Here is a 21346-nt window from a genome sequence, read left to right as displayed (position 1 = left end):
TTTTTGATGTAATTTTCATGCTGCCATCAAGTAAAAGTTCCATAATCCAGCAGCAGTCAACATTAAATGATCGTCAAAATCTTGAATGTGATTACGATAAACCGCGCTGACTGCACGATAACGTTTCACCCCAGCAAAGGCATTCTCACACACCACACGCTCTTGGCTCAATTCCCTATTAGCTGCTTTTTGCTCCTGTGATAATTCTCCACCTTTGGGTTTCTTATGTGGAATGCGGATATTGACATACTGCTTTTGAAGCCCAAGAAACCCTAAATCCACTTCAATTGGAATCTCGTCAGGAATGCTAAGAGCAATGTCTTCTTCGTCATGAAATCTTTTATCGTGTAGTTTCCCTTCACGCGCCTTACTCAACACCAACACACGTTGACACTGATCTACTGCCGCTAAATGCTTGCGAGTATGTCGCCGCTTTTTACCGGAGTAATTTAGTTTTTGTTGGTCTGGATCTTGAGGACGTTGAATTGGGCGTTCTGTACCATCAATCATGATCCGCTCAACTCCTGAGAACCGTTCCATAAAATCCTCAATGCTGTTGAGTTTGCGCTCCGGCAGTACCTTCTTCTCACCCAAAGCCTCTTCTAATATTGGTTGTAAACGATGCATCCAGTAGTGAGCTTGGGCGCGGTCAATATCGAATAACAATCCTGCTAAATCAAACGTCGGGTAACACTTGAAGTAAAACAGGATGTAGAATAATTTGTCTTGAGGACTGCATAACCTAGCTTTGCGCCCTCCTCCAAATGCTCTCTTACGGGGTGAATCGCGCACTTGTTTGTCATATATTGTGCTAAACGTTGGCAAAAGTGTTTCAAAAGCTTTCCGGTTCAATCCAGTCATTGCCCGTAACAGCCTATCTTGTTTTAATGCCCGTTCGATGTTCAGCATTTCCCCGCTTAAGTACTAACTTTCTATTCTCCCTTATTTCCCAACAACTCTATTGGTTAACAGTCAACAGTCAACAGTCAACAGTCAACCGATAGAGTATCTCGCCGGCTTTGGGTACAAGTAAAATGCCTTCATCTTCGTGGTTTGCCCATTCTGCTGGTTCAATGGTAGTTGGATCGCGATAGCTCAAGTTATGAGCAGCGCAGCGTTCTGGGGAAATACCAGTGGCTAGAGTTACCTGAATCCGGGCTTGTTCTCCCTTAATTGGATCGAAAGTACCCATACCTTTTAAGTGAGTGCTATGGGCTAACACTCCACCAGGATAGTGTTGAAATTTATCCCATTGTTTTAGGAAATAATCTCGCACATGATAGCCAATTTGGGCGAGAATTTCTCCATGTGTATAGCTAAATTCTGTAATATGAGGTGCATAGATAATTACCTCACCACCATCAGCCACAACTGGCTCTAATTTGTACATTCCTTTAGCGGCTGTCCAAATGTCATCATACATTTGGGGCATTACAGAAAGCACTTGTTTAAAAGGCTGATCTACATATTTAATATGCAATTTCGCTGATAATTTCGCCGCCCCTTCCCAAGCTGGTTCTGGTTGATCTATATAAAGTCCCGCTAACTGATTTGTTCCTGGTGCAACCACCATTGCTAAACATAGTTTCGGGGTAGGAATCAGACTAGCAGCGCGGTTAATTAAACGTCTGACAGGTGTAATTCCTGGCGTACCAATAATTTCATAACAAGTAATTAAAGCCCCCAACCAGTGTGATAAATCAATTACTTCTTGCCCACCAATCCCAGGGAAAAAATATTTATTCCCTCCTGAAAACCCAACAACTTCGTGGGGAAATACTGGCCCACAAATCATAATCAAATCATACTCAGTTACCAGCTTATTAACGCGCACTTCTACTGCTTGATTTAGCATTCCATTGCTAATTTCTGCGATTTCTGCAGATGGAATTACCCCATAAGAAATAAAAGTCTCTGGTAAATGCCAAAGATGGTTAAAAATCTGTACTTTTTTAAAAGTTGTCTCGCGTTCCTGCGGCGTAACACCCACCAAACGATTGATTTGTAACTCACTCATGGGATTATGTGTACCCAGAGCAATTAAATAATCTAAAGCCGCCACCCGCTTACCCAACTCCTGATGCAGCAAGCGAAACATTTGGGGAATTGGTGCAGTACGAGTTCCATCAGGAATTAATACCAAGATGCGCTTTCCATCTAATTGAGGATCTGTTAAAGCCGCATGAACTAATTCAGCAACTTGCTCATCTGCAAGCGTCCCGTCAATTATGTCTAATGAATACATCATTTCAATTCACAATTAAGAAAGCCTAATATAGTAATCCGATTTGATTTCTGAAAAAATCTCGGTAAGCTTAACGCACGAAAATCTTTGGTACTGATGCCGTACTCTCGCCGCTAACGCATCCTACTGGACTGGCAAGCCTTAAATGTTGCATTAAAAATCAATTTTATCCGCGTTTATCTGCGTTCATCTGCGGTTAATTTTTTCCAATCTAATGCACTATTTTAGCCTTGCCACGCTACTACGTGAATTAAAAGACACGATGAATAGCAATACTTGTTGGTTAAAGACAAAAGGGCAAGAAAAAACCTTTAACCCTTACCCTTTAACCTTTTCCCCAAACCAAATTCCGAGTTAAAAATCCTTAACCGAACGGTATTGCAATGAATCGCGTCTCTACTTAGGGATTTCCAAATAAAAAAATATCTCAGTATTTATTGTGGGGTGGACATCTTGTCCGCCCGGTTTATTTGGCGGGCAAGATGCCCGCCCCACAAGATGGAATAATTTATTTCTTGGAAATCCCTTAAACGCCGCTGTAGATGCTAAAACCACCGTCTACAGGTACAACTACGCCATTGATAAAACTAGAACCAGCGCTGCATAACCAAATCACTGTACTGAGTAATTCTTCTGGTTCGCCAAAACGTCCGGCTGGGGTATGTTCAATAATTTTTTGTCCGCGATCGCTTAAACTACCATCAGGATTTAACAGTAAATCTCGATTTTGTTCGCCTATAAAAAAACCAGGTGCGATCGCATTCACCCGCAATCCGGCTCCATATTTTTGTGCCAATTCTACAGCTAGCCAGCGCGTAAAGTTATCTATCCCGGCTTTCGCTGCTGAGTAACCAACCACCTGACTGATTACACGAATAGCAGACATCGAAGAAATATTCACAATACAACCCCGAGGCTGATGTTTTTCTACCATTGCTTCACCAAAAACTTGGCTAGGTAATAAAGTCCCCACCAAATTCAGACTTACCACCTGCTCAAAAGCTGCGTGTGGCATATCAAAGAAAGTAGCATCAGGGGTAATTGTGGCAGCCGGGACATTACCACCAGCGGCGTTAATTAAAATATCTATTTGCCCCCAATCCTTTAAAACCGCATCTCTGGCGATTTCTAATTGCGTGCGATCGCTCACATCTGCCAGCACTGCCAAACTTTCCCCACCATTAGCGATAATATCCTTAACTACCGCCTCCGCCCTTGTCTGATTGCGCCCCAGAACCACCACCCGCGCCCCAGCCAAACCCAACCCGCGTGCGATCGCACCACCCAACACACCCGATCCACCTGTAATTACTGCTACCTGACCTTGCAGGCTAAAAAGTTTATCCAATATTAAATTCGGCATTAATAATTCCCCTGAGACTTACACAAAAACTCTCTCAAAACTCTTACCTTTGCGAACGTCGCATCTACCCTCTGGGAACGACTACGTCGAATGCGGTTCGTTATCTTACCCCTTAAAATTCATGGAACAGACCACTAGCTGTATTCTCTTGACTCAGCACTCACCACTCAGCACTCACCACTCCAATTTATAAGCATTCTTCGCGAGGTCATAAGCTACAGCCACAGCCATGTCATAGCCTTCCTCTTCCTCAATTAACCCCCGTACTACCAACCCTGCTAACCAATTACAAGCTACACGCCGCCAAACAGCGTGACGGGCAGGAATAGAAACGAAAGCGCGTGTATCATCGTTAAACCCAGCCGTATTGTAAAGTCCCGCAGTTTCCATCACCTGATTGAAGTAGCGTTCCATACCATTAACGCTATCGTGAAACCACCAGGGCGGCCCAAGCAATACAGCCGGATAATGCCCAGCTAGTGGCGCTAACTCCCGGCTATATGTGCTTTCATCCAAGCCAAACAGAATTAAATGGAAGTCTTGATTATTACCATAAGCATTCAACAACGGACGCAGATTTTGCGTCCACTCAATTTGTAAAGGTATATCTGCACCTTTATCAGACCCAAATCGCTCAAAGATAGCTGGGTTATGGTTACGCATAATACCGCAATGCATCTGCGTAACTAAACCATCTTCCACACTCATCCGCGCCATTTCCATGAACATATGACCAGTAAACTGCTCTGCATCACCGGGATTGAGCTTGTTATTTAAGGCTCTGGCAAAGATAGCTTCGGCTTCTTGGTCAGATAGGCGTGCGGTATAAGGTGTAGCAGCACTGTGGTCAGTAGCTGTGGCACCCATTTTTTTAAAGAAAGCCCGACGTTCTTCTAAAGCTTGGATAAAAGCAGCGTAAGTACTAATTTCTCTACCTACAGCCCTTTCTAACTGAGCAAGATTTTCCCGCCATCCAGGAACGTCTAGGTTGACAACTGCATCTGGTCGAAAAGTCGGTCTAATTTGGGTAAAATCCTCTTGGTGTAAGGATTGATGGTGTTCTAAATTATCGCTAGCTGCATCGGTGGTACAAAGCACTTCTATATTGAAGCGTTTAAATAAAGCCCGGGGTGAAAACTCCGGTAAAGCTAACTGCTTTTCGAGATAATCGTAGATATTGCCAGCATTGTGCGAATTTAAAGGCTCATCTACACCAAAGACGTTAATTAGTTCATCTTTCAGCCATAACCCAGAGGGTGTACCGCGAAATAGATAAAAATGGTCTGCAAATATCTGCCAAATTTGGCGATGGTCAGTTTCTATGGGTGTACCATCTTTGGTAGGTATGCCGAGGGCTTCTAAAGCTACGCCCCGACTATAAAGCATTCGGAAAATATAGTGGTCAGGAATGATCAATAATTCCGTTGGCGAACCAAATCGGGCGGCGGGATTCGCTAATAAAGCTGGCTCTACATGACCATGCGGACAGACTAGGGGTAGAGTAGAGATGCTGTCAAAAAATTGACGCGCGATTTGTCTTTGTACTGATTCTGGAGAAAAACAGCGATCGCTTGATAAATTGCGTTTTTTAGTTAACATATTTTTTAGTAAAGTTTATTTTGGTGATTGGTAATTGGTAATTGGTAATTTAGTTCATGTAGTGGCGTGGTAAAGCTAAAATAGTGCATTAATAAACCGCAGAAGCGCAGAGGAAGCAGAGAAAAAAGAAGACAACATTTTAGGCTTGTCAGTCCAGTAGGATGCGTTAGCGATAGCGTAACGCATCATTAGATATCTAGTATTTCCCAATCACTCATTCCTCATTCCCCATTCCCCATTCCCCATTACCCCTTATCCCCAAAGGGGGCCCCGAGTTCCCCATTCCCCTAACCTCGCCTCGCCGTACTTCCTCGTTCAATTAAATAAGGCGATAAAATCCGATTTTCTACAGTTTTATCCTGCAATAAATCAAGTAACATTTGCATGGCAACACGACCAATTTCTAACATTGGCTGGCGAATTGTTGTTAGTGGTGGAGTAATATAACCCCCTAAAGCAATACCGTCAAATCCTACTAAACTTAAATCTAGAGGTACGGAAATACCTAATTTTTTACAAGCTAAAAGCGCGCCTACTGCTACCATATCGTTGTAACAAAAGATGCTTGTTACACCAGCTTTGACTAACTGAGGTAACATCTGTTGTCCGGTGACAACATCACTGGTTCTGGTATGATCTTCTTCTCTAATTGCTATCCAATCATCTATCTGTGGTAGATTAGCTTCACTTAGAACCGTTTGATAACCTTCTTGGCGTAACTGATTTGATAAACTGCGATCGCCTACACCCAAGTACCCTATAGAAGTATGTCCTAAACTGACTAAATGCTGTACAGCTAACCTAGCACCTAAGTAATCATCTATTCTGACTGAGTGAAAGGATTGGGGTTGGTTAGCAGTTTGGCTATTAATAAAAACTGTGGGTGCAGCTATTGTCCCTATTTGCTGGCTATGGTTGGTAGTAATTCGGGAATCCGCTACTAAAATACCGTCTACTCGGCGACGATAAAAGTTATCAATCGCTGCTATTTCTTGCTCAACATTTCGGTGGGAAGTACTTAACAATACACTTAAACCTGAAGATTTAGCTATTTGTTCTATTCCTTCTATAACCTCCGCAAAAAAAGGATCTGCAATGGAAGTGACTACTACCCCAATGGTATTAGTTCTTTGAGTTTGTAAGCTTTGAGCAATCCCATTGGGAACATAGCCCATTTCTCGCGCTAGTTGTTTAATTTCTTCTCGTACTTTGGCGCTAATTAAAGAACTATCTCGCAAAGCACGTGACACCGTGGTATGCGAAACACCTGCTTTCCGAGCAATATCTTCTATGGAGATTTTTCTTTTGCTCATTTATAATTTTAATATAATTTATGCACACGTGTGCATCATAATGTTAATTATTAGGAATATCGAGATATTTGTCAAATGATCATTCTGGTAATGGGTGTTTCTGGTTCTGGTAAGACTACCATCGGAAAGCTGCTAGCAGAAGTTTTAAGCTGGACATTTAGCGATGCTGACAGTTTTCATTCCCCAGAGAATGTAGCAAAAATGCGGAGTGGTATCCCCTTAACGGAAGCTGACAGAAAACCTTGGTTGCAAGATTTGCAAACAGCTATTAAAACCTGGCTACAAAACAATCAAAATGTGGTCTTAGCTTGTTCAGCGTTAAAAGATAGCTATCGTCAAGTTTTGTTGGTAGATAGCAACCTCGTAAAAATAGTTTACCTCAAAGGGTCTTATGAGTTAATCCAAAAGCGCTTGCAAGAGCGCCAAAATCATTATATGAGTGCAACTCTATTGGATAGCCAATTTCATACTCTCGAAGAACCATTAGATGCCTTATGTATGGATGTTGCAGAGTCACCGCAAGTAATTGTGCACAATATTAGAACAGCTTTGGGGGTTTAGGGAACAGGGAATGGGGAGATTGGTAGTGACTGTCTTACCAAGGGATGTCTAACGATTATCCCTATGTGTCTACGTTAACAAAAACTCGGCTAGCTGTTGATAGAAAACTTTTTCTAGGCTCGAAAATTTGTTGTAAATAAACTTAATATATATTTTATGCACACGTGTGCAATTATAAAAGCATCAGGTTATGCACACGTGTGCATAACTTACCTAAACTACCGTTGTAAGAAACTGGCGTAACTCCTCAAATAATATGTCTCAGACACTCAATATTATGAATCAAGTGGAAAATAATCCCTTGGATTCTCTAGAAGAATGGGAAGAAGATGTACTGAATCGCTATCCCAATCCGGAAAGCATAGTTAAAGCGGGTAAAACAACTGCAGAATACAGAAATTATCAAACAACTAATAGAGATTCAGTTAAAGAGTTTTATCGCTTAAATCATGTTAACCAAACATACAACTTTGTGCTTGAGAAAAAGGCAGAGTTTTTGCAGTTTAATCAGCGAGAAATGACGGTTTGGGATGCGGTGGAATTTTTAAATCAATTGGTTGATGATTCCGATCCAGATACAGATTTAGATCAGTTACAGCACTTATTGCAAACATCAGAAGCTATTCGTGCTGATGGACATCCTGATTGGATGGTATTAACTGGCTTCTTTCACGATATGGGGAAGGTGCTGTGTTTATTTGGCGAACCCCAATGGGCGACTGTAGGCGATACTTATCCTGTGGGTTGTGCATTCTCCGAGAAAATTGTCTTCGCGGAATTCTTTCAAGAAAATCCTGATTACAATAACCCGAAATATAACACCAAGTATGGTATTTATGAGCCGAATTGTGGATTAAGTAATGTCCAGATGTCATGGGGTCATGATGAATATTTTTATCAGATGATGAAACCCTATTTACCTGAACCCGCTTTGTATATTCTGCGTTATCACTCCTTTTATCCACAACATCGAGAAAATGCCTACGAACATTTAATGAATCAGCGCGATCGCGAAATGTTCAAGTGGGTAAAATTATTCAATCCTTATGATTTGTATTCCAAAAACCCCAATCCGCCAAATTGGCAAGAACTCAGACCATATTATGAAGATTTAGTGACTAAGTATTTACCTGCTACTTTAAAATTCTAAGCATAGGTTGATTGCCAAGCTCAGGATTTGGGAAACCTGCTGCTATCCCCGTAAAGCCATCATCTAAAAATCGCAGTTTTTACTCCCTGATTCTGACGTTAGATAGATGAAAAACATACCGTTTTGTATTATGTAACGTCCAGAATAATCTCAAAAAAAGTTCCTGAGAATAGCATACTTGAGACAGATTGAAAAATAATTTCCTAGAATTTTTATGTATGGTGCTGTTATAGGTTTCATGGGTAACAGGTGGTTTGCTAGATTGCCATAAAAATTCACAATAGCCTACTCTGAAAAACCTGAAATTTGACATTAAATATTAGTTCCTAGAGAGTGTTAAATTTTATGTATTGATTTTCAGAAATAGCAGTGAATTTGGTTAAATTTGGATATGAGCTAAAAGCGGCTAATTTCTCAGAAATACTTCTCTAGAGATAGGAAAACGCTAGAGTTTTACGACTTTAGAAAAAGTAGTTTTAGATAAAAAGTGTCTGCCGCTACAAGCAAGATTAACCAAAGAAAAAGTAATTTATACCAGTACATTCAAACAGCTTTTACAAAACCATAATGTAAAAATTTGATGTATTGCAGCCAGCAACTTTTAACATTCAAAAAATCATTAATGCTAGTTCAGAATTGAGTCATTCAGATTTATTCCCAGCTTCTAGCTGAAAATCTAGTGACAAATTTTCCAGAATTGGTATGAGTAGCGCTAATAGTAGTAGCTCAGAGATTTGATAGCAATTGAGCAGCTAAAAGCTAGCAGCGTCACTTAATTAGGTCTGAAGTTTTCAGTCCTAGTTCAAATTGCAATGACATTGCAGATATAGGTTGAAATCCATATTTGGATAGATGAATTATGAGGAGAATTGCGACCGCAGCTAGTATCATCAGCCTAATCAGCAGTACTTTGGCAGCTTGTACCAACGTCTCGCGCTACAGCACAAACGCGATCGCCCAAAATCAGGGCCAGCAAAATTCCCCATTGCGATCGCTTGGTGTCAGTCTGGGCGATTTGGGAAATCCCTTCTTTGTGGCTATGGCTAAGGGTTCTGAGTCCCAAGCTAGGAAAATAGCTGGTAACAATCTGAAATTGAGTATAGTTTCCAGCGGCTTTGATTTAAATCAGCAATTTAACCAAATTGAAAATTTCGTGGCTGCTGATGCTGACTTAATTATTCTCAGTGCGGTAGATAATAAAGGGATTAAACCTGCTATTGATAATGCTAGACGAGCCGGAAAGACAGTCATAGCTGTAGATGCGGCTGTTGATGCTAAGGTAGATGCCACAATTAGTTCTAATAATCTGCAAGCTGGAGAAATTGCTTGTCAATATATTGGCGATCGCTTGCAAGGTAAAGGCAACGTCGTCATCCTCAACAGTATACCGATGGATTCAGTCATTCAGCGCGTGAATGGTTGCCAAAAGGCATTAGCTAAATATCCTAATATCAAAATCCTTTCCAAAGACCAAAACGCTGAAGGAAGCCGGGACGGAGGATTACGAGTCATGAGCGATTTACTAACAACCTTCCCCAAAATAGATGCAGTTTTCGCTACCAACGATCAAAGTGGCGTTGGCGCAGACTTAGCAGCGAGACAAGCTAGGCGCAAAGAATTTTTTATCGTTGGGGTTGACGGTGGCCCGGATGCAGTCAAAGCCATGACCACCAAAGATAGCTTATTTGCAGCAACTGCAGCTCAAGATCCAGTCGGGATGGCTGCAAAAGCTGTGGATGTTGGTAACGACATCCTACAGGGCAAAAGACCGAGTAATCCCAATATTTTGATTCCAGTCAAGCTGGTAACGCAAGAGAACATTAGCAGTTACCAAGGGTGGTGATGAGGGGGATGAGGGAGATGAGGGAGATGAGGGGGATGAGGGGGATAAGGGAGATAAGGGAGATAAGACAACATCGATTGACATTTAAATCTTGTAGAGACGCGATTGATCGCGTCTTCCCCCCGCAACACCAAAATTATCGCGTCTCCCCAACACCAAAAATTATCGCGTCTTTCCCACACCCAAATTATGACGAAAAATTTTTAACCAACCTGGGGGACAAGGGAAAGAGTTTAGGAGCTAAGTTGAATTTTATGAGGAGTCTAAATGAACGTAAATAGGATTGCAATAGTAGCCAGTCTATTAGGTATCGTTAGCACAACCCTTAGTGGCTGTATTAGTCCTAATATTTCTCGGAATAGCACAAATGCTATAGGTGCTAACGGCAATCATCAGGGAAAATTAAAAGCTGTTGGTGTTACCGTTGGCGATTTAAGTAACCCGTTCTTTGTGCTGATGGGTAAAGGTGCTGAAAGCGAAGCCAAGAAAATTGGCGGTAATGATGTCAGAGTGACTGTAGTTTCTAGCGGTTATGACCTCAACCAGCAATTTAACCAAATTGAAAATTTCGTGGCTGCAAATACTGACTTAATCGTCTTGAATGCGGCTGATAGTAAAGGTATTAGACCTGCAGTTGATAAAGCAAGACAAGCAGGTACAGTTGTAATTGCGGTAGATACAGCAGTTGACGCTCAAGTTGATGCCACTGTTACCACCAATAATTTGCAAGCTGGAGAAGTTGCTTGCCAGTATATTGCCGATCGCCTAAAAGGTAAAGGTAATGTCGTCATCGTCAACGGCCCGCCAGTTACTTCAGTAATTCAGCGAGTCAATGGTTGCGAAAATACCTTAGCTAAATATCCCAATATTAAAATCCTTTCAAAAAACCAGAACGCCGAAGGTAGCAGAGATGGGGGATTGAGAGTCATGAGTGATTTACTAGTTACCTTCCCCAAAATAGATGCAGTCTTTGCCATTAACGACCCCAGTGGCGTAGGTGTAGACTTAGCAGCTAACCAAGCTAAACGCAAAGAATTTTTCATCGTCGGGGTTGATGGTGCGCCAGAAGCAATTAATGCGATCGCATCCAAAAAAAGTCTTTATGCAGCCACAGCCACCCAAAACCCCAGAGGAATGACGCAAAAAGCTGTTCAAGTGGGCAATGACATTTTACAGGGTAAAAAACCGAGCAATCCTAACATTCTTATTCCTGTGAAGTTAATTACTCAAGACAACGTCAGCACCTTCCCAGGGTGGTGAGTCTGATGAGTGCTGAGTGCTGAGTCAAGAGTCAAAAGTCAAAAGTCAAAAGTCAAAAGTCAAAAGTTATTTATCCCCATTCCCCATTCCCCATTCCCCATTCCCCCTTTCCCAGTCCCCAATCCCCAAAATAATTTATGACAACCGATTTCCAAAGAATACCCAATGCACCAACCACCACCCCGGTGTTGGAAATGCAAGGAATAACAAAACGATTTCATGGTGTACCTGCTCTCCAAAATGTTAATCTCACAATTTATCCGGGAGAAGTTCACGCCCTGATGGGGGAGAACGGTGCAGGGAAAAGTACATTGATGAAAATTCTGGCTGGGGCTTACATAGCCGATGAAGGGGAGATTCACATCAATGGTAAACCGATAAAAATTACCGATCCAGGGACAGCGCGACAGGCGGGTATTAATCTCATCTATCAAGAACTGAACGTTGCACCCAATTTAACCGTTACCGAAAATATGTTTATGGGTAGCGAGTTGCAAAAAGGTCAGTTTTTAGACCGCCCAGGTATGGAACGGGAAGCAACGCAAGTACTGCAAAGTTTGGGCGCTAGTTTTTCACCCAATACTATAGTCGGTACGCTCTCAATTGCGGAACAACAACAGGTAGAAATTGCCAGGGCGCTAAAAGATAATAGCCGCGTTTTGGTAATGGATGAACCCACAGCCGCCTTATCAGACCGGGAAACGGAACGTTTATTTGAGGTAATTCGCAAACTCCGCAATGATGGCATTGCCATTATCTATATCAGTCACCGCATGGAAGAAATCTATGCTTTAGCTGACCGTATTAGTGTACTGCGTGATGGGCAATATATTGGCAGTTTGACAAGGGAAGAAATTTCGCCGCAACGCTTGGTGCAGATGATGGTTGGTCGTCCTATGCAGGATTTTTACGAACACCAACGCCAAACCCAAGTCGGCCCGGTAGTGCTGGAAGTCAGAAATATCAGCGATGGACGCAAGGTTAAACCCGCTAGTTTACAAATTCATGCTGGCGAAATTGTTGGTTTAGCTGGGCTAGTTGGTGCTGGACGCACAGAAGTATCCCGGCTAATTTTTGGCGCTGATCGCAAAGCCACTGGAGAAGTCTTCCTTGATGGCAAAAAACTCGAAATTAATAGCCCTAGTGATGCTATTACTGCAGGAATTGGTTACGTTCCCGAAGACCGCAAAGACCAGGGTTTATTTTTAGAAATGAGTTCCCGCAAAAATATTGCCCTGAATCGCCTCAAGCAAGATGCTAACGCTGGCATAGTTAACTGGGGTTCAGTGAATAAAATTGCCACAGATGCAGTCGAAAACTTTCAAATCCGGCTAGCGAATTTAGAAATTCGCGCCGTGGATCTTTCCGGTGGGAACCAGCAGAAACTTTTACTAGCGCGTTGGCTAGCGATTAAGCCCAAAGTATTGATGTTGGATGAACCGACACGCGGTGTAGATATTGGTGCCAAAAGCGAAATCTACCGGATTATGAGCGAACTTGCAGCCCAAGGTATCGCTATTTTAATGGTTTCCAGCGAATTACCCGAGGTTGTGGGCATGAGCGATCGCGTTTTAGTTATGCGAGAAGGGCAGTTAGTTGGTGAACTTGACGGTAGCCCAGGTAAAGAAATCTCCCAAGAAAACATTATGCACTATGCCACAGGAGCAGCAGAGGTATTAGCATCATGAGTCAAACTTTAAGACCTACCCAAAATCGTTCCGGAAGTCAAAACAAATCCCGCCAGCGTCAATCACTCAACAACTTTCTGCAGGTAGCAGGGATTCTCCCCATCCTGATCCTGATTTGTATCTTATTTGCCCTGCTCACTCCCAACTTTGCCACAGCTGGTAACGCCGTTAATATCCTGCGCCAAGCATCAATTAACATTGTGCTGGCAACTGGCATGACCTTTGTCATTCTTACAGGTGGTATTGACCTTTCCGTCGGTTCCATCTTGGCTGTTTCTGCGGTCGTTGCGGTGTTAGTTTCCCTACTCCCGGCGTTAGGTTGGGCGGCTGTACCTGCGGCATTATTAACAGGATTGCTTTTAGGCTTAGTCAACGGTGCGCTAATCACCTTTTTGGATGTACCTCCATTTATTGTCACCTTGGGTTCACTCACAGCCTTACGTGGTGCTGCTTACTTGGTAGCTAATGGTACAACTGTTATTAACCCTGACCTAAATTTTGCTTGGGTAGGTAATAGCTATTTAGGCCCTATTCCCTGGCTAGTCATCATTGCCTTGCTAACTGTAGCAGCTAGTTGGTTTATTCTGCGGCAAACAGTATTAGGTGTGCAAATTTACGCAGTAGGTGGTAACGAAAGAGCAGCAAGACTAACCGGAATTAAAGTCAATCGCGTCTTACTATTTGTTTATGGCGTGAGTGGACTATTAGCAGGTTTAGCCGGAATCATGAGTGCCAGCCGTCTTTACAGTGCTACAGGCTTATTAGGTCAAGGTTACGAACTAGATGCGATCGCGGCTGTAATTTTAGGTGGTACTAGCTTTACAGGTGGTATCGGTACTATTGGCGGAACTCTTCTCGGTGCATTAATTATTGCTGTACTCAACAATGGTTTAACATTGTTGAATATGTCTTACTTTTGGCAACTTGTTGTTAAAGGTTTAGTGATTATTGTCGCAGTAATGATTGACCGACTCCGCAGAAGATCCAAACGGTAATAATTACTAATTCGTAATTCGTAATTCGTAATTCGTAATTGGTTTATTTCATTCTCGGTAGTAAGCTGTTCCACATTTAACTTGCATATATTGGGCGGGCAAGATGCCCACCCCACAAGATTAGTAGGTTGGGTTGACGTAAGGAAACCCAACACCAAAATATCGGATAAGCTTTCAATATTCATGTTGGGTTGCGCTGCGCTTAACCCAACCTACATCTCTTCTTTTCTTTCTTCCTTTGTGTACTTCGTGCCTTTGCGGTTCGTTTTTTACTCCTCAAAATTAACGCGATTTAACCATAAAATAAGGGCACAACAATGTTGTGCCACTAATAATAATTGCTGAGTTAGCTTGAATTACGAACTACGAATTACGAATTACCAACTATTGCAGATATCCTTTTTAAAACCATGCTAAAAAACTTATTATGTACTTTCCCCCTATTATTCTTAATCTGCCCCGCAGCCTGGGCGATACCTGCAAACGATAATTTTCCCAACGCAGATGTTAACTCTGTTACTTTGCAAGACCAAGTAACCTCTGTTTCCCAGCTTTCAGATATCAACCCTACCGATTGGGCATTTCAAGCATTACAATCATTAGTTGAACGCTACGGCTGTATTGCAGGTTATCCTGATTCAACTTATCGTGGTAACCGCGCCCTTACTCGTTATGAATTTGCAGCTGGTTTAAATGCTTGCTTAACCCGAATTAATGAATTAATTGCGACTGCGACCACTGATTTAGTCAGAAAAGAAGACTTAGCAGTGTTGCAAAATTTACAACAAGAGTTTTCCGCAGAATTAGTAACTCTGCGTGGGCGAGTTGATGTATTAGAAGCGCGGGAAGCAACCCTAGAAGCACAACAGTTTTCCACCACTACTAAATTAAATGCTCAAATTATTACTGCTGTTAGCGATACCTTTGGTAACAGTGTCGGAGGCGATCGCGATCGCTCCAATACCTACTTTGCCGATAGAGGTCGTCTGAATTTAGAAAGCAGCTTTACAGGGAAAGACTTGTTGCGAGTCCGGCTGGAGTTTGGCAACTTCTTAAATTCTAATAATACTAGTCAGATAGCTTCCCTGACAGGTACAGGCATGACGCGGTTGAACTTTGACACCAATAGTAACAATACCCTATCTATTCCTCATATCCGTTACTACTTCCCCGTCAGCGATGCTCTTGCTTTTGTGGTGGGGCCTGTAGGTATTGGCTACACTGATATTACATCAACCGTGACCCCTGCTGTAATTGCAGATGACGGTAACGGCGTTCCCTCACTGTTTGGACAATATAGTCCGTTATTTAGGCGAGGTGGTGGCGGTGCAGCGGTTAACTGGTTTATCACCCCAGATGTAATTTTGACTTTAGGCTATCTTGCAGGTTCCCCCGAAAATCCATCATCAGGTAATGGCATATTTAATGGCGGTTATAATGCTTTAGCACACCTGGTTTTCAACGGCAAACAAGGGTCAATTGGGATTGCCTATTCTCATGGTTATAGTCCCGGCGGACAAGTTAATCTTACAGGTGGAGCAGGTAGTAACCTAGCAATTTCGCCTTTTGGAGACACCATCGCAACATCCAATAATATAGTAGGCGCACAAGGATTCTATCGCTTTTCGCAAAACTTCCAAGTTCATGCTTGGGGTGGGTATATCTGGGCTAGTGCGGAAAATTCTGGTTTAAGTAATATCCCTGATGGTAGGGGTGGCAGAGATACATTATTAGTTAACAATGGTGCTAATGCTAATGCTTGGTTTGGCGCAATTGGCTTATCCTTCCCTGATTTCGGCGGTAGAGGTAATCTCCCAGGAATATTATTTGGTATCCCACCTCACGTTACCAGCAGCGATGTTCGTCAAGAAGGTGACCATGCTTACCACATCGAAGCCTTTTATCGTATGCGGCTCAACGATAATATCTCCGTTACCCCCGGCTTTTGGGTAATTCTCAACCCAGAAAACAATAGCAGCAATAATACCCAATATGTTGGAGTATTACGGACAACCTTTGATTTTTAGTTTGTATAGTGGCGTATACACAAGACAAGCACTTTGTTTAACAACGCAAGTATTTTGTCAAAAACATCTGCTATGGAGTCAGCCGAGTAGGGGTCACCTGTGTCAACTTAACGTGAAACCCGCTCTTGTGCAAGGTTTCGCCCTCACCCCCAGCCCCTCTCCCACAGGGTGAGGGGAGCAAGAGATTTAGTTCCCCTTCTCCTGCGGGAGAAGGGGTTAGGGGATGAGGGCGCGAGGTATTTGTACAACGCCCGCCCTATATCGCTTTTAGCTTAAGTTGACACCAATGCACTGCGTTGCGCGGGTTTCCCGCGTTATAGCAAGTGGCGTTGTGTTACGGCTATGAAAGGATTTGGGACACAGAGATAATGAAATTTACCCGTAACGCACCGCCGCGTGAATGGTGCGTTAGGCGCTAGGATAGTTATTCCGTGACAAATCATCTTGCAAATCAGCACCTAATAGACCCTACAATTATTTGATTTTTACTTTGCTCGATACACTCTTAATTCCTAATAGGGATTAAGTGAAATTTCAACTTGCTATGTGTGCAAAGGGATTCGGGCAATCTCATGTTTCAATCCCTAATAGGGATTAAGTGAAATTGCAATTTATTGGAGGGGTCTATCGAAGGATGTGTCAGATACGTTTCAATCCCTAATAGGGATTAAGTGAAATTGCAATTCAGTTACTTAAGTCAAGCTCACAGGGGATGTCATCGTTTCAATCCCTAATAGGGATTAAGTGAAATTGCAATCCCAGTACTACCTTGGTGAATATCAGTCTGAACTGTTTCAATCCCTAATAGGGATTAAGTGAAATTGCAATAGAAGATTTAATAGCAGCCGGATGGGAAAAATTTGTTTCAATCCCTAATAGGGATTAAGTGAAATTGCAATAAAGCACCCATGAAAAAGCCGCCCTACCAATAGGTGGGTTTCAATCCCTAATAGGGATTAAGTGAAATTGCAATTGAGTGTTCCCTGCGCCTAGCAAAAATTACCGAAGTTTCAATCCCTAATAGGGATTAAGTGAAATTGCAATAATCGTCAAGCACCGCGATATCTCCTCTTGAGTTATTGTTTCAATCCCTAATAGGGATTAAGTGAAATTGCAATCCCTACTGGATTGAAGGGTATGAGTACCAATACGTTTCAATCCCTAATAGGGATTAAGTGAAATTGCAATCGTCTGATACAGGAGGCTGAGTACCATTACCTAGAGGTTTCAATCCCTAATAGGGATTAAGTGAAATTGCAATTCGCCAGGTTCACATTTGGATAAATGTAGATAGTCAGTTTCAATCCCTAATAGGGATTAAGTGAAATTGCAATCCACCCGCACCAGACTTAGTGAATTTCCCATCACAGGCGTTTCAATCCCTAATAGGGATTAAGTGAAATTGCAATGTGCCAGCATTAGCTAAGTAGCTGCTCCATTCTCCAGCGTTTCAATCCCTAATAGGGATTAAGTGAAATTGCAATAATCGCAATTAATTCATCGACTGCTTGTGAATTAGTTTCAATCCCTAATAGGGATTAAGTGAAATTGCAATATTTTACTGGGGGGAAGCAGGAAATAATTTTGATAGTTTCAATCCCTAATAGGGATTAAGTGAAATTGCAATATATTTCTCCTTGGATTTGCTGATTTTGGCTAGGTTTCAATCCCTAATAGGGATTAAGTGAAATTGCAATTACCACCCCCGATAATATCTACAAAATCACTGGTTTCAATCCCTAATAGGGATTAAGTGAAATTGCAATAGTAATATGGAGAATCGAAACAACCAAATATCAGGTTTCAATCCCTAATAGGGATTAAGTGAAATTGCAATAGCCTTCCGCGTGTCGTTCTGTGGATATCTCCTAAATATCTGTTTCAATCCCTAATAGGGATTAAGTGAAATTGCAATCAGCGACATCTATAGACCAGCTCCCCGATTGTTTGTTTCAATCCCTAATAGGGATTAAGTGAAATTGCAATCTCTAATAAATGGTTCAGTTATACCAGCGACGATGGTACGGTTTCAATCCCTAATAGGGATTAAGTGAAATTGCAATTCGGTTGGGTAGAAACGAGTGGAGCCTACCCGATGTTTCAATCCCTAATAGGGATTAAGTGAAATTGCAATAACCAAAGTGCCAGTAAGAGTACCAGAATCCATTGGGTTTCAATCCCTAATAGGGATTAAGTGAAATTGCAATGGGTAAGCGCGTAATATACAGCAACTACGCCAAAAAGTTTCAATCCCTAATAGGGATTAAGTGAAATTGCAATGTGAAGGTAACGAGTTTTTCCCCAGTCCCCCGTACGTTTCAATCCCTAATAGGGATTAAGTGAAATTGCAATCTGAAGTTAAGGATTGGATTCAAGAGGGTGAGCTTGTTTCAATCCCTAATAGGGATTAAGTGAAATTGCAATCCACGTCCACTGCATCCACACGAAGCTATTAAAAGATGGTTTCAATCCCTAATAGGGATTAAGTGAAATTGCAATATTACTTACTACTTAGAAAATTTTGAATCAGAGTCGTTTCAATCCCTAATAGGGATTAAGTGAAATTGCAATGGCAGAAGCTCCAAAGCCAGTGTGTATGAAGTTTTCAAGGTTCTGTTGCGCGGACAGTGCCATAATAACATGAGCAATAATGAAAACGCAAAACCAAAATCGCTGAAAGTCTTCTTCTGTAAAGTGCGCGGGTGATTTTACAGGAATTGAGCTTGAAAAGCCTGATACAGAAATCGTTTCAGCGATTTTTGTGGAAAACACTTTTTCAACACCTACCCATCCGCGCATCCGGCGAAGAAAATCGTATCATTCCGGACTCGTTCTTCGCCAATACATTCAAACTAATCAAAGCAGCAACCACATTACAAACAATATAGGTAAAGCTTTCAATATCCATGTTAGGTTAAGTCAGCGCTTAACCCAACATAGATATGCTATATCGCTGCTTGTAAGAAATCCAGCAAGAGTACTACCAATACTTGTCGGTTAAGGGCAAAAGGGGAAGGGGAAAAGGGGCAAGAAAAAACCTTTAACCCTTCCCCTTTCACCTTTTCCCCAAGCTAAATTCCAAGTTGAAAATCCTTAACCGAGCAGTATTGAGAGTACTACGAATTACGAATTACGAATTACGAATTAGTAATTTCAGTTACAGGTTGCACCAGACTTAAGTCAAAAGGGCGCTCAGTATCATCCTCCCCTAAATACTCGCCGTTTTGAATTTCTAAAATTACCAGAGGAATAGAGCCAGGATTTTCTACTTTATGCAGAGTTGCAGCCGGAACATAAGTAGACTCGTTACGATTCACTAATACTTCTTGTTCACCACAAGTCACCTTGGCAATACCAGACACTACCACCCAATGTTCATTGCGATGATAATGGATTTGTGGTTTAATCCCGTGCCTAGGCTTGATTTCCACACGACTAATTCTATAGTTTTCGCCTTCTTCCACAACCTCGACATTGCCCCAATATCTAGCGCCAGAATGGGAAGAAGGTGGAATATTGGACTGAGTATTACTGTCATTCTGAGTCATAACTAATTTTGAAACCTAATAGCGATCGCAGTTAATTTTTCAATAATGTAGCGCAAACAGGTTAAGCCTAAACAAAACCCTCAAAGTTATACCATTTTAGATTTTGGATTTTAGATTTTGGATTTAGAATTCCTGTCTGGTTGAGACTTCTGTGAATCTATGTAGCCCATTAATTTTTTAAATTAGTATGAGTTACCAAAATTTCCCCTTGTCTCCCTCATCTCCCTCATCTCCCTCATCTCCCCAATCCCCAGTCCCCAGTCCCCAGTCCCCAGTCCCCAATCCCCAATCCCCAGTCCCCAATCCCCAGTCCCCAATCCCCAATCCCCATTACCCCTTATCCCCAGAGGGGGCCCCGAGTTCCCCAATCAATCCCTAACCCCCCTGATACTGAATCCGATAAATCCGATTATTAGCTTCTTCTGTTACTAATAAACTGCCATCAGGTAAAACTAGTAAACCTACAGGTCGCCCCCAAGTGGTTGGTGTAGAAGGATTGAGCAAAAATCCTGTGAGAAAATCTTCATAGTAACCTTGCGGACGGCCTTGATTATTGAAGGGTACAAATACTACTTTATAACCAGTCCCGCGATCGCGATTCCAAGAACCACGAAAAGCCACAAAAGCACCGTTACGATATTTTTGTGGGAATGTCTGACCATCATAAAACTGTACACCCAAGGCTGCTGAATGTGCTTGGAATAACACATCTGGGGTACTTGTACGGGCTGCTAAGTCTGGACGTTTACTTTGATTATTGGCTTTCTGACGTGGGTCAAGATTATTGGGTGTGAGATAAGCATAGGGCCAGCCGTAGAATTCTCCCTGCTGGAGACGCGTAAAGTAGTCTGGTACTAAGTCATCACCAATACCATCCCGTTCGTTCACAGCAGTATAAAGTGCTTTGGTGACTGGGTGAAAATCTAAACCGACTGGGTTACGCAAGCCAGAAGCAAAAGTCTGCTTTTGCGAACCATCTAAATTCATTTGTTGAACTGAAGCGCGTGGTAGCGGTTCTTCATCTACATTACTTTCGGAACCAACAGAAACATATAGCTTATTACCGTCAGGCGAAACTACCACGTTTCGAGTCCAGTGCTGATTATAGCCACCACCAGGCAGGTCAGCAATTTTTTTACCCGTACCACTCAGTTGTTGTTGACCTTTGCTGTAGGGGAACTGTAGCACAGCATCGGTATTACCCAAAAAGAAGGAATTACCCCCAAAAGCCATACCAAATGGGATATTTAGACCATTCTGAGAACTGGCGAAAGTTTTACGGACATCAGCCACCCCATCGCCATTGCGATCGCGCAACAGCCGAATCCGGTTTTGCCGAGTTTCAGTGACTAACACATCACCATCGGGAGTTAAAGCCAGCCAGCGTGGTGCATCTAAGCCATCAGCATAAACATTAACTGTAAATCCTGATGGCACACGCAGCACAGGATTTTGCGGAATTGCTACTACTTGAGGTCTTTTGGAAGCACTCTCTGTAGCGAAGGGTGCTGGTAAATTATTCAAGCCAATTCTAATTGGTGTAGGTGAAAGCAGTTCAGTCCGAACTACATTTTTCGGCTGTTGTGGAGAACTATCTGCCTGTTGTACAACAGATGCAGATGGTTGCGGTGTGGCATTATCTAAAGACGCACTGGTTTGGTTACAAGCTGTTACTGCGGTGAATAACAATAAAAGCGGCAAGAAACGCTCAAGAATTTGCATAAATAATTCAACTCTTCCAAAAATCTCAACCG

The 21346-nt window shown here is 42.2% G+C and carries 15 protein-coding genes and 1 CRISPR repeat array; of the genes, 7 read left to right on the top strand and 8 right to left on the bottom strand.

Annotated elements, in window-relative coordinates:
* Positions 1-15: 15 nt before the first annotated feature.
* From HG267_RS04510 to HG267_RS04490, 5 genes are all read right to left on the bottom strand, one after another.
* Complete coding sequence (locus HG267_RS04510) at positions 16-909, bottom strand: transposase family protein (RefSeq protein ID WP_045870421.1); 894 nt, start codon at positions 907-909, stop codon at positions 16-18.
* A gap of 70 nt (positions 910-979) precedes the next feature.
* Positions 980-2248, bottom strand: a complete 1269-nt coding sequence (locus tag HG267_RS04505; protein ID WP_228045468.1) for a lactate racemase domain-containing protein — start codon at positions 2246-2248, stop codon at positions 980-982.
* 523 nt (positions 2249-2771) lie between these two features.
* Positions 2772-3608 (bottom strand): SDR family oxidoreductase, encoded by an 837-nt coding sequence (locus HG267_RS04500; RefSeq protein ID WP_045870419.1) that lies wholly within the window; start codon positions 3606-3608, stop codon positions 2772-2774.
* A gap of 174 nt (positions 3609-3782) precedes the next feature.
* Positions 3783-5207, bottom strand: a complete 1425-nt coding sequence (gene uxaC, locus HG267_RS04495) for a glucuronate isomerase (protein WP_045870418.1) — start codon at positions 5205-5207, stop codon at positions 3783-3785.
* 287 nt (positions 5208-5494) lie between these two features.
* On the bottom strand, positions 5495-6520 hold the full coding sequence (locus tag HG267_RS04490) for a LacI family DNA-binding transcriptional regulator (RefSeq protein WP_045870417.1): 1026 nt from the start codon (positions 6518-6520) through the stop codon (positions 5495-5497).
* A 75-nt stretch (positions 6521-6595) separates the two neighbouring features.
* Here HG267_RS04490 and HG267_RS04485 point away from each other — a divergent pair, with 75 nt between their 5' ends.
* The 7 genes from HG267_RS04485 (at position 6596) to HG267_RS04455 (ending at position 16044) form a co-directional block, all read left to right on the top strand.
* Positions 6596-7081: a gluconokinase gene (locus HG267_RS04485; protein ID WP_194007809.1), complete on the top strand. Its 486-nt coding sequence runs from the start codon at positions 6596-6598 to the stop codon at positions 7079-7081.
* A 256-nt stretch (positions 7082-7337) separates the two neighbouring features.
* On the top strand, positions 7338-8231 hold the full coding sequence (locus HG267_RS04480) for an inositol oxygenase family protein (protein WP_045870416.1): 894 nt from the start codon (positions 7338-7340) through the stop codon (positions 8229-8231).
* A gap of 859 nt (positions 8232-9090) precedes the next feature.
* Positions 9091-10074 (top strand): ABC transporter substrate-binding protein, encoded by a 984-nt coding sequence (locus HG267_RS04475; protein WP_045870415.1) that lies wholly within the window; start codon positions 9091-9093, stop codon positions 10072-10074.
* Positions 10075-10341: 267 nt separating this feature from the next.
* Entirely contained in the window at positions 10342-11334 is a 993-nt protein-coding gene (locus HG267_RS04470; protein WP_045870413.1) for an ABC transporter substrate-binding protein, read from the top strand.
* A gap of 137 nt (positions 11335-11471) precedes the next feature.
* The gene (locus HG267_RS04465; RefSeq protein WP_045870412.1) at positions 11472-13022 is read left to right on the top strand and encodes a sugar ABC transporter ATP-binding protein; all 1551 of its coding nucleotides are present in this window, start codon (positions 11472-11474) and stop codon (positions 13020-13022) included.
* The gene (locus tag HG267_RS04460; protein WP_045870411.1) at positions 13019-14017 is read left to right on the top strand and encodes an ABC transporter permease subunit; all 999 of its coding nucleotides are present in this window, start codon (positions 13019-13021) and stop codon (positions 14015-14017) included. Before HG267_RS04465 ends, HG267_RS04460 begins: the two co-directional genes overlap by 4 nt.
* Before the next feature lie 410 nt (positions 14018-14427).
* Positions 14428-16044 (top strand): iron uptake porin, encoded by a 1617-nt coding sequence (locus HG267_RS04455; protein WP_045870410.1) that lies wholly within the window; start codon positions 14428-14430, stop codon positions 16042-16044.
* 502 nt (positions 16045-16546) lie between these two features.
* A CRISPR array of direct repeats spans positions 16547-18615; the repeat unit is 37 nt; unit sequence GTTTCAATCCCTAATAGGGATTAAGTGAAATTGCAAT.
* 566 nt (positions 18616-19181) lie between these two features.
* On the opposite strand, the gene HG267_RS04450 is transcribed toward HG267_RS04455, so the two are convergent.
* The 3 genes from HG267_RS04450 to HG267_RS04440 all read right to left on the bottom strand — a co-directional run bounded on the left by HG267_RS04450 (position 19182) and on the right by HG267_RS04440 (position 21314).
* Positions 19182-19592: a phosphomannose isomerase type II C-terminal cupin domain gene (locus HG267_RS04450; RefSeq protein ID WP_045870409.1), complete on the bottom strand. Its 411-nt coding sequence runs from the start codon at positions 19590-19592 to the stop codon at positions 19182-19184.
* Positions 19593-19784: 192 nt separating this feature from the next.
* Positions 19785-19916, bottom strand: coding sequence for a hypothetical protein (locus HG267_RS04445; RefSeq protein ID WP_255325208.1), 132 nt, complete (start codon positions 19914-19916; stop codon positions 19785-19787).
* Between the two features lie 51 nt (positions 19917-19967).
* Positions 19968-21314 (bottom strand): PQQ-dependent sugar dehydrogenase, encoded by a 1347-nt coding sequence (locus tag HG267_RS04440; RefSeq protein WP_045870408.1) that lies wholly within the window; start codon positions 21312-21314, stop codon positions 19968-19970.
* Between the last annotated feature and the right edge of the window lie 32 nt (positions 21315-21346).

The sequence above is a fragment of the Tolypothrix sp. PCC 7601 genome, from assembly GCF_025677855.1.
Lineage (GTDB): Bacteria > Cyanobacteriota > Cyanobacteriia > Cyanobacteriales > Nostocaceae > Aulosira > Aulosira diplosiphon.
This window is presented reverse-complemented; position numbering and strand designations above follow the sequence as displayed.